The following is a 14,404-nucleotide window of genomic DNA, read 5'->3' as shown; positions in this document are numbered from 1 at the left end:
CCTCAATGCCCGTCATGCTTCAATTGGCCTGGCGCCGACTTGCCCGGCGGCTGCGGGGCAGGCGCGGTCTCGACCGTGGGCGCCACGGCGTTGCCAGTCACGCCAGCCGTCGTGTTCCCAGCGGAACTGTTGTCCGGCGATGCGTTCGCGGTTCCGTTTTCCGTCCCGTTGTCCACCGAATTCCCGGTGCCGTTTGCCGTCCCATTGGAGGGCGGGATGGAGGCTGGGTTAGGCACGACGTAGAGATTGATGGTCGAACCCACCGGCACCCGGTCTCCCTGGATGTACGGATACGCGTAGGAAACCAGGGGATTTTGGCTGGCGAGATCGCTCGGCGTCACGGTGCCGAGCGTCAGCCCTGCCGCCTGGATGGCGGCCTCGGCCTGCTGAAGCGTCAGACCCACAAGTTTGGGCACCGTCACGTACTGTTGTTGGCTGACCGTGAGCGTAATCTTGGACGTGATGGGCACTTGGGTGCCGGGCGCCGGATCGCTCGAGATGACGTCGCCCGACGGAACCGATGTGCTCGTGTCCGTCTGAACGACGATGTTGTCAGCCGAAAAGCCAGCACTGGTGAGCGCCTGTTTGGCCTGATCCAAAGGTTCGTTCGTCACGTCGGGGACCGCCACCTTCGGCGCGCCCTGACTCACATACAAGGTGATGTCCCTCGTTTTTTTGACCTGAGTATTTCCCGCGGGGGACTGTTGATAGACGATGCCCGACGCAGCCTTGAGATTTGGCTCAAACTTCTCCTGAATTTGCTGTTTGGAAAACCCTGCGGCCTCAAGCGTCGCCACGGCCGACGCCACGGGTTTGCCAACGACAGAAGGCACCTCCACGTTCGGCACGGTCAACAGCCGCGTCACGATGACAATGGCTGCGTAGCTGCCAAAGCCGAGCGCGGCGAGGGACAATACCACAATGCCCGCGATGAGACTCGCTCGTTTCCATGGAGCCATGGGAGGCTTGGACGCGCGCGAGCTCGGAGCGGCCGAACGCTCTCCCTGCACCTGTGCGGATTTGAGCGCCTCGCTCAAGCGATCGCCCATGGCGGGCACCACGATGGTCTTGTCGTCCATTCCTTCGGATGGCGCGAACTTGGGCACGTCAGGGCGCGCGAGCGCAACGTCGAGATCGGCCATGACCGCAGCCATGTTGGGATAGCGGCCTTCCGGTTCCTTCACCAGACACCGCAGAACGATGTTCTCCACGCTCTGCGGAATGTCTTTGTTGATCTCCCGCGGCTCGACAAAGGGCTCGCGCAAGTGCTTCAGCGCGACGCTGACAGGCGAGTCTCCTTCAAACGGAAGTTTGCCCGTCAGCATTTCGTACATGACGACACCGAGCGAATAGATGTCGCTCTTGGCATCCGTCGGGCCGCCCCGCGCCTGCTCAGGAGAAAAGTAATGGACCGATCCCAACACCGTCGTGGCCTGTCGGTGTGCGATGGTCTGCCCTGTCGCAGCCCGCGCGATGCCGAAGTCCGCCACCTTGACCTGGCCGCTCTTGGTCAGGAGGATGTTGTGCGGCTTGATGTCCCGATGAACCACGTGCAACTCGTGCGCATGCTGCAGAGCAGAACAGATCTGCCGGCTGATCCGGATCACTTCTTCGACCGGAAGCGGCGCGCGCTCGAGAATCACGTCCTTGAGCGTCGGTCCGTCGACATACTCCATGACGATGTACTGTTGACCGTCCTCGACGCCCACGTCGTACACATTGACGATGTTCGGATGGGACAGACGCGCAGCGGCCTGCGCCTCCTGACGAAAACGGCGAACGAACTCCTCGTCCTCCGCATACTGGCTGCGCAGCATTTTGACGGCTACCGTGCGGTCGAGCAGGGTATCGATGGCGCGATACACCACCGCCATTCCGCCTTCGCCGATTTTCTGCTCGAGACGGTATCGACCCCCGAGCGCGCGCGCCGTCATCCGATGGTGTCCTCCTCTCGATGCACAGCGACAAGTGCGGTGACATTATCCGTCCCGCCCCGGTCGAGCGCCAGCTGAATCATCCCTTCGACAGTCGCCGATACGTCGCGCGTCGCACGCGCATCGCGCGCCTGCTCCAAAAACGACCTGATCTCATCGTCCTCGACGAAATTCGAAAGTCCATCCGAACACAGGAGCAACACGTCGCCCTCCGCCCAGGGCAACTCGGTCAAATCGGGAAGACTCACAGGCTCGGTGCCGAGCGATCTCGTCACAATATTCCGCTGCGGATGGTGTCTCGCCTCCGAAGCGGACAGATGACCGCGGCGAACCAGTTCGGCCACGAGGCTGTGATCTTCGGTCACCTGGCGAAACGCTCCGCCGGTCAACGCGTAGGCGCGGCTGTCGCCCACGTGAGCCACCACGATCTTGTCGGAAAGCGCCAGCGCGCACACGATGGTGGTGCCCATGCCCGCGTACGCCGGCACCGCGGTCGCTTGCCTGTAGATTTCATCGTTCGCGTCCGCGATGGCCGACAGGACGACCTCCTGAGGATTGGCATCGACCGACAAATGCCGGCCGACGTACTCGGTCACCCGTTCCACGGCGATTCGGCTGGCCACATCTCCCGCTTGCGGTCCCCCCATGCCGTCGGCAACCACGAACAGCACGCCCACGGGCAGGTTGTCCACGACCCCGTAGCCGTCCTGATTCATCGTGCGCACCAGCCCGATATGAGATTTCGCCGCGTAAATCATCTCAACACCTCGACTCCCGAACCGAGCCTCATCCAGGGTCTGCTCCGCCTCAGGCTTGCCGGTTCGCGTACTGGGCGCGAAGCTGCCCACATGCCGCCGCGATGTCGTGACCCATCTCGCGGCGAATGGTGGCATTCACGCCCGCGTCCAACAGCGCGCGCCAAAACGCGAAAATCTGCTTCCTGTCGGTGCGCCGATACCCGCGCTCAGGCACGTAGTTGACAGGAATCAGGTTCACGTGGCATGGCAAACCCTTGAGCAAATCCGCCAGCTCCTTGGCGCAATCCAGGCTGTCGTTCTCGCCCGCCACGAGCGCATATTCGAACGAGATCCGGCGGCCCGTTTTTCGATAGTAATCATGACATGCCTCCATCAACTTGGCAATCGGGTACGCCTTGTTGACGGGCATCATGCGGCTGCGAATCGCGTCGTTCGGCGCATGCAGCGAGACCGCGAGCGTGATGTTCCGGCCTTCTTCGGCCAAGCGGCGGATGCCGGGGACGAGACCGACCGTCGAAACGGTGATATGCCGCTGACCGATATTCAGACCGTGTTCATCCGTGATGATGTCGATAAAACGCATGACCTGGTCGTAGTTGTCCATCGGTTCTCCCGAGCCCATGACCACGACGGAGGATACGCGCTGTCCCACTTCGTCCAGGAGCGCCTGGCTGTGCATGACCTGCTCCACCATCTCGCCCGCGGTCATGTGCCGAATCATGCCGCCGAGGGTCGACGCGCAGAAGGTGCACCCCATTTTGCACCCAACCTGGGAGGAGACGCAGACGCTGTTCCCATACCGATGGCGCATGAGCACCGACTCGACCGTCACTCCGTCCGGCCACGCGAGCAAAAATTTGGTCGTCGGATCGACCTTGGAATCCTGCCTGACGACTTGCTCGGCGGACCTTAGATACGCGATCCGGCTCAGGCGCTCTCGGAGGGACTTGGGCAGATTCGTCATTTCTTCGAACGACTTGGCGCGCTTTTGGTACATCCACTCGTAGAGCTGAACCGCTCGAAACGGCCGCTCACCGAGCTCTTGCACCACCCAGTCGCGCAATTCCGGAAGCGTGAAATTGTACAGGTGGACCATCGTCTCACCTCCCCGCAGATGCCATCTGTCAAACGCGGCGAAGCCGCGCCATGAAAAAACCGTCCGTCCCGTGCCAGTCCGGCCACAGCAAAAATCCCGCGCAACCGTCTCCCCCGCGCATCGCAAGTTCAGGTGGAAGATCGCCCGAAACGTCCTCGATGCGCACGCCGACAGACGGATCGCCCGCCACGTCGCGCACCACAGCCTCATTTTCCTCCCAGAGCAGCGTGCACGTCGAGTATACGACACACCCGCCCGGCCGGACGATGGCGCATGCGCGGCGCAGCAAATCCCGCTGCAGCTGCGCCAACGCCTTGACGTCTTCCGGGCGCCTCCGATACCTCAGATCCGGCCGCCGCCGCATCACGCCAAGACCGGTGCAGGGCGCGTCCACGAGCACCGCGTCATAAGGCGCTTCGGGTTCCACACGTCTGCCGTCGGCAAGCTTTGGGTGAATGCTGCGAAGGCCGAGCCGTTCCGCCTGTTGGCGGATGGCCCGTACCTTGGCGACCGTCACGTCGTAGGCGTCGATCTCGCCCTCATCCTCCATGATCTCAGCCATGTGCGTCGTCTTGCCGCCCGGCGCCGCGCACAGATCGGCCGCGCGCATGCCGCGCTCCAGGCGGAGCAACGGAGCCACGAGCATCGCGCCCTCGTCTTGAATCGTCACGTCTCCGTCGCGATAGGCGCGAAGCCGCGTCACATCCACCTGTCCCTGCACCCGCAGACCGTCCGTCGCGATGACGGCGGGCGTCGCGTGAACGCCCTCCTCGCCGAGCCGGGCCATGGCTGCCTCGCGGGATGCGCGAAGCCGATTCACGCGCAGGGACATGGCCGCGGGCTCGTTCATGGAGCGAAGAGCCGCGAGCGCTCGCTCCGCCCCGTGATCGGCCGTCAGCCGCTCCACCATCCAGGCGGGCACGCTAAACAGGACGGACCAGCGCTCGACGTCGCCCCTGCCCGCGAGTTCCCGCCGCAGCCTCTCCTCCCATTCCGCCGCGCCCTCGGCGTAGCGACGAAGCACCGCGTTGACCAACGGCGCAGCCTGCGGACGATGTCGCTTGGCGAGTTCGACCGCGTCATTCGCCGCCGCGTAAGCGGGCACGCGGGTCAGCCACGACATTTGGTAGGCGCCCATCCGCAGGATGACGCGCACCTCGGGGTCCAGCTTCGACAAGGGCCGGCGCACGAGCGGCGATAACAGCCAATCGAGCGTGATCTGCCGGCGCAGCGTTCCATACGCGATCTCGGTGGCCAGCGCGCGGTCGCGATCGTCCAAGTCGGCGCCGGCAAGCGCCTGCTGGAGAGCGAGGTTCAAATAGGCGCCATCCCGTTCGACGCGGATGAGCGCCTGGTACGCGCGCTGCCTGCCTTCAGCGATCATCCGGCACCTTCCCCCTCATGCGCACAGCTTGCCCACGCAGGCCGCGCCAAAAGGCCCCTGCGGGCATCGCGCGGCGACCACTTGGCTTCACTTCCGCGATTTCGTACACCCCTGCGCCACACGACACCCACAGCCCATCTCCACGCGCCCGGATTTCGCCCGGATCGCCGAACGGACCCAAGTCGAGCGGCCGCCCCGAGAGGATCTTCAGCTCTTCGCCCGTCACAAGCGCCGCGCTCGCCCCGGGCACCGGCGCGAGCGCCCGCACCTGCCGGTCGATCTCGGCCGCAGAGCGCGTCCAATCGATCCACTCGTCCTCGCGCGTGAGCTTCTCCGCATACGTGACGCCGTCCGCAGGTTGCGGGATAGGGGCGAGATCGCCCGCGATATATTGCGGAAGATAGCGCGCGCAGACTTCGCCGCCGAGCGCGGCCAGTTTGTCGTGCAGCGATCCGGCCGTATCGGTCGGCTCGATGGCCACGCGCGCCTGCGCCAAAATGGGCCCCGCGTCGAGCTCGCGCACCATCTGCATCAGGGTGATCCCTGTCTCCGCGTCGCCGGCCCAAATGGCGCGCTGAATGGGCGCGGCGCCCCGCCAACGCGGAAGGAGCGAGGCGTGCACGTTGACCGCCCCGACGCGCGGCAGGTTCAACAGGGCCTCGCTCAGGATCTTGCCGAACGCCGCGGTGACCAACACATCCGGCGCGAACCGGCGAATGTCCTCCATGACGTCGCGCAGCCGCTCAGGTTGCCAGACGGGAAGGCCGAGCTCCAGGGCGCGGGCCTTCACAGGCGGCGGCGCGAGTTGCCGCGACCTTCCCCGCGGTCGATCCGGCTGCGTGATCACGACCACTTCGTAGCCAAGCCGGCACAGCGCCTCCAGACTCGGAACCGCGAAATCCGGCGTGCCCAGAAAGACCGCGCGCACCGTCATCGCGACGACTCTCCGACCGCCTGACGCTCAATCTCCTCCGGGCGGAGGTAGTCGGTGAACAGGATGCCATCCAGGTGATCGATTTCGTGCTGCAGGCAGCGCGCCAAAAGATCCCGCCCCTCGATCTCAAAGAATTCCCCATATCGATTCTGCGCCCGCACGCGCACGTACGCGGCGCGCTCGACCACCCCGGAGAGCCCCGGCAGCGACAGGCACGCCTCCCGCTCGCGCTGCACCCCGCGCCGCTCCACGATTTCGGGATTCACAAGCTCGATCCAGGCGCGCTTCGCGAAGCTGTCCTCCTTGGGATCCACGTCGATCACGACGAGCCGCTTCAAGATGCCGATCTGGTTGGCCGCCAGCCCAATCCCGCCGGCGTCGTACATCGTCTCCGCCATATCGTCCAGGAGCCGGTGAATGGCCGGGGTGAACTGCGTGACCACTTGGGCCTTCTGCCGCAGCGCCGGATCTTCTCCCTTGCGAATGATGCGAATTGCCATCTCGCGTCCCTCCCTGTCGACTATCCAATCCGCTGGGCATTGACATCGAGCGCCGCCGAGCCGCCCAGCCGATTCATTTTCTCCTTCACCAATCGGTACGCGCGCACGACGTCCTCTTTCACATCCTGCCACGCCGCGTACTTGATGACAACCTGATAGCGATACACGTTATCGATCCGCCGAATGCCGCTTGGCCCCGCCGGCAAGATGGTCAAGTTGCCAGCAGACGGAGAACGCTCCAGCTCCCGCTCGAATCTCGCCGCGGCGCCGTGCGCCAGCCGCTCCTCCGTGTGCGAGGCCAGAAAGACCGCCAGTTCACAAAAAGGCGGATAGCGAAAGAAGGCGCGGCCCTCCCGCTCGCGCTCATAGAACATGCGGTAGTCGTGCGATCTCGCAGCTTCGATGGCGCGATGCCCGGGCTGATACGTCTGAATGAGCGTCATCCCGTCCGTATCCGCGCGCCCGGCTCTTCCCGCGACCTGCGTCAGCAACTGAAACGCGCGCTCGTTCGCCCGGTAATCCGGGAGCGTGAGCATCGCGTCCGCCGCCACCACGCCCACCAGCCGCACGCGCGGAAAGTCGAGGCCCTTGGCGATCATCTGCGTCCCCACGAGCACATCCGCCTCGCCCCGCTGAAACCGCTCGATGATCGACTCAAGCGCCCCCTTGCGGCGCGTGGTGTCGAAATCCATGCGCAGCACGCGCAGGTTCGGCCACTCCCGCAGCAGATGGTGTTCCACCTGCTCCGTCCCCAACCCGTACGGCACGAGCGCCTCCTCGCCGCAGGCGGGACAGCGGCGGATGAGAGGCTCCTCATGACCGCAGTAATGGCAGATGAGGACGTGGCCGTGGGATCTGCGGTGCACCGTGAGGTGGATGTCGCAGCGCGGGCATTCCATGCCGTGCCCGCACGCCCGGCACAGCGCCGCGTGCGCGAACCCGCGCCGATTCAAAAAGAGGATGGCCTGCATGCCCTGCGCCACCGTCCGCTCCAGCTCTTCCGCGAGCCGCCGGCTGAAGATGGAGCGATTGCCCGCGCGCAGTTCCTCGCGCATGTCGATCACGTCCACGGGCGGCAAGGGCTTCCCGTTGGCTCGCACGGGGAGGGAGACAAGCCTGGCCTCGCCGCGCTCCACCCGATACATGGACGCGAGCGACGGCGTCGCCGAACCCAGCACCACGAGCGCCCCCGCCTCCCGAGCGCGCCACAGCGCGACTTCCCGCGCGTCGTAATGCGGCGCGTCCTCCTGCTTGTACGAAGGTTCGTGTTCCTCGTCGATCACCACCAGCCGCAGCCTGCGCATCGGCGCGAACACCGCCGATCGCGCCCCAATGACCACGCTCGCCTCACCGGCGAGCACGCGCGTCCACTCTTCGCGCCGTTCGCCGAGCGACAGCCCCGAATGAAGCACCGCCACCTTTCCGCCGAACCGGCGTTGGAACCGGCGCACCAGCTGCGGCGTGAGCGCGATCTCCGGCACGAGCACAAGCGCCTGCCCGTCCTGCTCGATGGCGGCGCGGATCAGGTGCAAATACACTTCCGTCTTGCCGCTGCCGGTCACGCCGTGCAAGAGCGCCACACCGTGGCCGTGCCGGGACATCTCGGCGAGCGCCCGCACGGCGGCCGCCTGATAGGGCGTGAGCTCGGGCCAAGGCTCCTCTTCGCCGCGATCGCCATCGCGGGAAACGCGCCGCTCCGCCACTTCCACAAGCCCCGCCTCGACGAGCGGCGCGACCGAGGAAGGCGGATGCGCGCGCCTGTCCCAGATCAGTTCGCGACAGGCGGCGAGCTGTAACAGGAGATCGCTCTGGCGCGGCGCCCTTCGGCTTCGCCGTTCCCCTTCGCGCCGCAGTTCTTCGGCCGGCGCACGCGCCACCAAGTACGCCTGCCGCTTCTCCCCAACCGCCTCATCGACCCGCAGATCTTCGCGGACAAATCCGGCCCGCAGGAACTCCCGCGCCTTGCGTTCATCCGCCTTCGATCTCGCCCGGATGTCGCGCCACTCGGGCTCGCACTCGGCGATGAAGCGAAACAGCGGCAGAGCCCTCACGTCATCGGGAATGGACGCTTCCGGCGCCGCGACCAGCACTTTGCGGGCGCGCACGCGAAACGCCCCAGGCAGGATGGCGGACACAGCCTCGGGAAGCGTGGCGGCATAGCGATCGCACAGCCATTCGGCCATCCGCATCTGGTGCGGTGTCAACACCGGATCGCGGTCCACCACGCGCGCGATGGGCCGAAGCTGTCCGGCTTCCGCGGACGCCTTCACCGCCCAAACGATGCCGGATCGCACGGACTCGCGCATCGGCACGACCACGCGCACGCCGGGGGTCACATCCATGCCGGGCGGAATGAGGTAGTCGAAGCGCTTGTCCAAAAACAGCGCCGTTCCGTCGACCACGATCTCCGCGACGCGCGCGGTCATACAGGCCGCTCACCGTCCGACACGCGAAGGACCTGGCGCACGCGGGTCAGGATGTGGTCCGCCACGCGGTGCTTTTCCATCACCGGCAGCGCCTCCATCGATCCGTCCTTTCCAAGGAGCGTCACCTGATTGGTATCGACCTCGAAACCAGCGCCCGGCTTGGTGACGTCGTTCACCACGATAAGGTCCAAGCCCTTGTCGCACAGCTTCTTTCGCGCGTATTCCACAGGCGCGTCCGTCTCCGCCGCAAATCCCACCACCACTTGGCCCGGGCGCTTCATGCGATGAACAGCGAGCAGGATGTCCGGCGTCTCGACGAGATCGAGCTTGAGTGGGCCCTGCGACTTTTTCCATTTATGGTCCAGCGTGCGGGCGGGTCGGAAATCCGCCGGCGCGGCCGCGGAAATGAACGCATCCGCCTCGGGAAAAAACTCGCTCACCGCGTGCAGCATCTGCTCCGTCGATCGGACGTACACCATCCGGGCGCCTGGCACGGGCTTCAAATGCGTGGGGCCAGAGACGAGCGTCACGCGGGCTCCACGGCGCGCGGCCTGCTCAGCGAGCGCGTACCCCATCTTTCCGCTCGAGCGGTTGGTGAGGTAGCGCACGGGATCGATGTCCTCGACGGTCGGCCCGGCGGTGATCAGGATGGACAGTCCGTCGAGATCCCGATCCTGGTGCAGAACGGCCTCGATGACGTCCACGATGTCCTCGGGCTCGGGCATGCGGCCTCGGCCCGTGTAACCGCATGCCAACGGCCCCTCGCCCGGATCCAGCACGAGGGTTCCGCGGCGGCGAAGGATCTCCAGATTCTCCTGCACGGCAGGATGTTCAAACATGTGGACGTTCATGGCCGGCGCGACCACCGTGGGGCAAGTCGCGGCGAGCGCAGTGGTGGTGACCATGTCGTCCGCCAGGCCGTGCGCCAGTTTGGCGATGAGATTCGCGGTCGCCGGGGCGATGACATAGAGATCCGCCCGATCCGCCACCGCGATATGCGCAATCTCCGACGGATTGGGTTCCGCGAAGGTATCGAAAATCACCGGGTGCTTGGTCAGGGCCTGCAGGGTGAGCGGCTGAATGAACCGGGTCGCGTGTTCGGTCATCAGCACCTGCACCTCGTAACCGCGCTTCACCAGGAGCGAACACAGATTCGCGGACTTGTACGCCGCAATGCCTCCTCCCACCCCGACGAGGATGGTCTTGTTGTCCATACCGCACCCTCCCTTGGCTCCTGCCTTCAAGACAAGAGGCAGAACAACGCGCGGTTGTCCTGCCTCATCGCCCGATCAAGAAATACGATCACTCGCCGTTCCAGTTCTTGCAGCGAACGACGCCGTCGTGAATTTCCCAGAGCGCGCGGCTCACGTTCCGCGTCGTGGACGCGCCGGGCTGATTCAACGTCTCGTTCTGAAGCTTGCGCGCGCGCTTCGCCGCGAGCACGACGAGCGCGTACTTGCTGTTGCACCGCTCCAACAGGCGATCGATGGACGGATAAATCAACGACGGTCACCCCATATCGAAATCTCCGCCCTCTGGGCGGACACCGTTCCCTCAAGACATACGACGCTTCTTTACATTTTACATCGATCCGGCCGAGAAGAAAAGAGCAGCCGCTACTCGACGTTCTGGGCCTGCTCGCGCAGTTTCTCCACGAGCGCCTTCATCTCCACCACGTGCTGGCTGATTTGGGCGTCCTGGGACTTGGACGCGATGGTGTTCACCTCGCGGTGCATCTCCTGCACGATGAAGTCAAGCCTGCGACCCACGGGCTCGCTTCGGCGGAGATCGCTCCGAAACGCCTTCACATGCGCCTCGAGCCGCACCAACTCCTCGTCGATGGCGATGCGGTCGGCGAAGAGCGCCACCTCTTGCGCAAGCCGCGCTTCATCCACGGACGCGCCAAGCTCGGCCACTCTGGCCCAAAGCGAAGCCCGATACGAGGCGACCGATGCGGGCGCCCGCTCGCGGACCGCCCGAAGACGGGACTCCGCCTCGTCGAGATAGCTCTCACACGCCTCAGCGAGGTTCAAGCCTTCCCGCTCGCGCATGTGAATGAGCCCATCGAGCGCGACATCCACGAGCCGGACCAAGCATGAAACCGCCTCGTCTTCAGCGACCGCCGCCGGGCGCACGGTGACGGCCCCGGGAAACGTGAGCCACTGCCGCGCCCCGCTGGGGTCAAACTCGATCCCCAGTTTGGCGGACAGCGCCCGATCCGCCTCGACAAGCGCCTCAATGAGCCCCCAGTCGACGGCGACCTCTTGAGCCTCGGTCCCGGCGGACGAAAGCGATACGGCGATGTCCACCCGCCCGCGGTGCAAACGGGCCTTGACGCGATCGCGAACGGCCATTTCGGCGAACGCAACGTCGCGCGGCAGTCGAACCGAGACCTCCAGGAAGCGGTGATTGACGGACTTCGCTTCCACCACCGCGTCGTAAGGCCCGACGCGTCCCTCCGCGCGACCAAACCCTGTCATGCTGCGAATGCTCACGCCCACGCCCCCTGACCGCGTCTGTTCTGGTCAGGATTGTACCGATGGCCGGTCAAGTTGGCAATCAAGCCGCGACGTCCGAACCCGATCGATTTTGCAGCTTGTGCAGCTGCTTGCGCCCCATGCGGCGGATCGAAAGCGCGAATGTGGGAACCGCCGCCGCGACAAGCACGACAGCCCAGTCGGCCGGGCCGAGAGGGACGGTGTGAAACACCTCGGCCATGCGCGGCACGTACATCGTGCAGACAAACAGCGCGACGGAGGACAGGACCGCGAAGATCAGCCACACGTTGCCCAATGGATTCCGCTTCAGGATGCCGCCCTCCAGGCTGCGCGAATCGAACACCAGGATAAGTTGAGCCATGGTGAGCGTCGCATAGGCCATGGTCTGAGCGTGCGCAAGATCCGCTCCCTGCCGCAGCGACCAAGCGAACACCGCGAGCGTGGCGAGACCGATGAGCGTGCCGCGCGACAGGATCTTCACCGCCATGCCGCGCGCGAAAATGCCCTCGTGCACGTTTCGCGGCGGGCGGCTCATGATGTCGTCCTCCGGTTGGTCGACGCCGAGTGCGATGGCGGGCAGTCCATCGGTGACGAGATTGACCCACAGGATTTGAATGGGCGTGAGCGGGAGCGGCCAGCCTGCCAGCATGGCCAGAAACATCGTCAAAATCTCGCCCACGTTGGACGCGAGCAGGTAGCGAATGAACTTCTTAATGTTGTCGTAGATGGCACGGCCCTCTTCGACCGCCGCCACGATGGTCGCGTAGTTGTCGTCCGCCAGGATGAGGCTCGAGGCTTCCTTGGCGACATCCGTCCCGCTTTGGCCCATGGCGATGCCGATATCCGCCTGTTTGATGGCAGGGGCGTCGTTCACGCCGTCGCCCGTCATGGCCACGACTTCGTGATTGGCCTGGAGCGCCCTCACAATGCGGAGCTTGTGTTCGGGCGTCACGCGCGCGTAGACATAGGTATCCCGCACGAGGTTCGAAAGCCGCTTGTCATCCAGGTTTTCGAGGTCGGCGCCCGTCAACACGCGCCCTCCCGGCGGCAGAATGTCGAGCTGCCGCGCAATCGCGGTCGCCGTAGCCTGATGATCCCCCGTGATCATGACCGTGCGGATCCCGGCCGCCTTCGCCTTGGCGATGGCCGCTTTGGCCTCATCTCGCGGCGGATCGATCATTCCGCAAATTCCCACAAAAACCAGATCCGACTCCCAGTCCGCCTGGCGCGACTCTTCGGCAGAACGAAAGCGCCTGTAGGCGAAGCCGAGGTTCCGCAGCGCCCGCGACGCCATCTGCTCGTTGGCGGCGAGAATCTCCTTGCGCAGCGTCTGTCCGAGCGGCTCCTCGCGATTGCCGAGCAGCACATGCGTGCAGCGCCCCAAGAGGACATCCGGCGCCCCTTTGACGAAGGCGAACCATTCGTCTCCGGCGCGCACCAGCACGCTCATCATCTTCCGATCGGCGTCAAACGGCCGCTCGTCGATCCGCTCGTACGCGCTGTCCGCGTTTGCAAATCCCGCCTTGTGCGCCAGGACGAGGAGCGCGACTTCCGTCGGATCTCCCTTGACCGCGCGTGCAGAGGCGCCGTCCGATCCAGGCTCCACATGTGCCTGGTTGCACACCGCCGCGATCTCCATCAGGCTCTTCAGCGCAGCCCGTCTCCCAGGGTCGATCCGGCGGCCATCCGCGGCGAATTCTCCGCGCAACTGATGTCCCGAACCGGTGACGTCCACGTACATGCCGTCCGCGTAAATCTGCGTGACCGTCATCTTGTTCTGCGTCAGCGTCCCGGTCTTGTCGGAACAAATGACCGTCGCACACCCCAGGGTTTCGACCGAAGGCAGTCGGCGCACGATGGCATTCCGCTTGATCATCCGCTGCACGCCGAGGGCGAGCGCGATGGTCACGATGGCCGGCAACCCCTCAGGAATCGCGGCGACCGCAAGCGACACGCCCGCCAGGAACATTTCGTACAGCGCGTGCCCGTGCATGACGCCGGCCACCACCACGAGGACCGTGATGCCGAGCGAGATCCAGACGAGCGTCTTTCCGAGTTGATCGAGCCGCTTCTGAAGCGGCGTCTCCTGGTCCTCGGACTGGTCGATCAGATCGGCGATCTTGCCCATCTCCGTCTGCATGCCGGTGGCCGTGACGACATACTCCGCGCGCCCGCGCGTCACCATGGTGCCCATGTAAACCATGTTGCGCCGCTCGGCCAGAGGGCTGTCCACCGGAACCCGAGCCTGCGCATCCTTCGCCACCGGCACCGATTCCCCCGTCAATGCCGACTCCTCGACTTCGAGCGATCGCGCCCGAAGCAGGCGGCCATCCGCAGGGACGCGATCGCCGTCCTCCAACAACACGATGTCGCCCGGCACCAGTTCCTTCGCCGAGACCTCTTCCACAGCGCCTTCTCGGCGCACTTTGGCCACCGGCGCCGTCAGTTCCTTCAGGGCCTTGAGCGATCGCTCCGCCCTCACTTCCTCGATAAAACCGAGAATGCCGTTCAGGAACACGATGGCGATAATGGTGATGGCGTCCGTGTACTCGCCGAGAAGCCCTGAGATGAGCGTGGCCGCAAGAAGCACCAGCGTCATGAAATCGCGAAACTGGTTGAAGAAGACCGTCAAGAGCGACACCTTGTTCCCGTCGCTCAGCAGGTTCAGCCCGTGCTCCTCGCGCCGCCTCTCCACCTCCGCGCGGGAGAGCCCGTCGAGCGATGTCCCGAGTCGCGCGAGGCATTCGGCCTCGCTCTCCGCATGCCACGTTTGTTGTTCCACCGAGCACACCCCTTCGTGAACTTGTCTCGTAATCATCTATGCGCCGGTGGGCCCGAACATGTCCGAGCGCATCAGGTTCACGGCTGACGACC

General features: G+C 65.0%; 11 protein-coding genes. All 11 read right to left on the bottom strand.

What is annotated here, in order from left to right; genetic code table 11:
- Positions 1–2: 2 nt before the first annotated feature.
- The 11 genes from pknB to J3481_RS06955 all read right to left on the bottom strand — a co-directional run bounded on the left by pknB (position 3) and on the right by J3481_RS06955 (position 14,312).
- A complete protein-coding gene (gene pknB / locus J3481_RS07005) occupies positions 3–1,934 on the bottom strand; it encodes a Stk1 family PASTA domain-containing Ser/Thr kinase (protein WP_206831194.1) in 1,932 nt (643 codons plus the stop codon).
- Positions 1,931–2,692, bottom strand: a complete 762-nt coding sequence (locus J3481_RS07000) for a Stp1/IreP family PP2C-type Ser/Thr phosphatase (protein WP_206831195.1) — start codon at positions 2,690–2,692, stop codon at positions 1,931–1,933. Before J3481_RS07000 ends, pknB begins: the two co-directional genes overlap by 4 nt.
- Before the next feature lie 49 nt (positions 2,693–2,741).
- Entirely contained in the window at positions 2,742–3,788 is a 1,047-nt protein-coding gene (gene rlmN, locus J3481_RS06995; protein WP_206831196.1) for a 23S rRNA (adenine(2503)-C(2))-methyltransferase RlmN, read from the bottom strand.
- A gap of 28 nt (positions 3,789–3,816) precedes the next feature.
- Complete coding sequence (rsmB, locus tag J3481_RS06990) at positions 3,817–5,172, bottom strand: 16S rRNA (cytosine(967)-C(5))-methyltransferase RsmB (RefSeq protein ID WP_206831197.1); 1,356 nt, start codon at positions 5,170–5,172, stop codon at positions 3,817–3,819.
- On the bottom strand, positions 5,162–6,106 hold the full coding sequence (gene fmt / locus J3481_RS06985; RefSeq protein WP_206831198.1) for a methionyl-tRNA formyltransferase: 945 nt from the start codon (positions 6,104–6,106) through the stop codon (positions 5,162–5,164). The genes rsmB and fmt overlap by 11 nt, the downstream gene beginning before the upstream one ends.
- A complete protein-coding gene (gene def / locus J3481_RS06980) occupies positions 6,103–6,606 on the bottom strand; it encodes a peptide deformylase (protein ID WP_206831199.1) in 504 nt (167 codons plus the stop codon). The genes fmt and def overlap by 4 nt, the downstream gene beginning before the upstream one ends.
- A 20-nt stretch (positions 6,607–6,626) precedes the next feature.
- The gene (gene priA, locus J3481_RS06975) at positions 6,627–9,032 is read right to left on the bottom strand and encodes a primosomal protein N' (RefSeq protein ID WP_206831200.1); all 2,406 of its coding nucleotides are present in this window, start codon (positions 9,030–9,032) and stop codon (positions 6,627–6,629) included.
- Positions 9,029–10,246 (bottom strand): bifunctional phosphopantothenoylcysteine decarboxylase/phosphopantothenate--cysteine ligase CoaBC, encoded by a 1,218-nt coding sequence (coaBC, locus tag J3481_RS06970; RefSeq protein WP_206831201.1) that lies wholly within the window; start codon positions 10,244–10,246, stop codon positions 9,029–9,031. The genes priA and coaBC overlap by 4 nt, the downstream gene beginning before the upstream one ends.
- A gap of 88 nt (positions 10,247–10,334) precedes the next feature.
- Positions 10,335–10,535: a DNA-directed RNA polymerase subunit omega gene (rpoZ, locus tag J3481_RS06965; RefSeq protein ID WP_206831202.1), complete on the bottom strand. Its 201-nt coding sequence runs from the start codon at positions 10,533–10,535 to the stop codon at positions 10,335–10,337.
- A gap of 113 nt (positions 10,536–10,648) precedes the next feature.
- Complete coding sequence (locus J3481_RS06960; protein ID WP_206831203.1) at positions 10,649–11,527, bottom strand: YicC/YloC family endoribonuclease; 879 nt, start codon at positions 11,525–11,527, stop codon at positions 10,649–10,651.
- Positions 11,528–11,591: 64 nt separating this feature from the next.
- Positions 11,592–14,312, bottom strand: coding sequence for a calcium-translocating P-type ATPase, SERCA-type (locus tag J3481_RS06955; RefSeq protein WP_206831204.1), 2,721 nt, complete (start codon positions 14,310–14,312; stop codon positions 11,592–11,594).
- Positions 14,313–14,404 lie beyond the last annotated feature (92 nt).

Origin of the sequence: Alicyclobacillus fructus (genome assembly GCF_017329605.1) — a bacterium.
Classification (GTDB): domain Bacteria; phylum Bacillota; class Bacilli; order Alicyclobacillales; family Alicyclobacillaceae; genus Alicyclobacillus; species Alicyclobacillus fructus.
The sequence above is the reverse complement of the archived record's forward strand: the minus strand, read 5'-3'. Positions and strand labels throughout refer to the sequence as shown.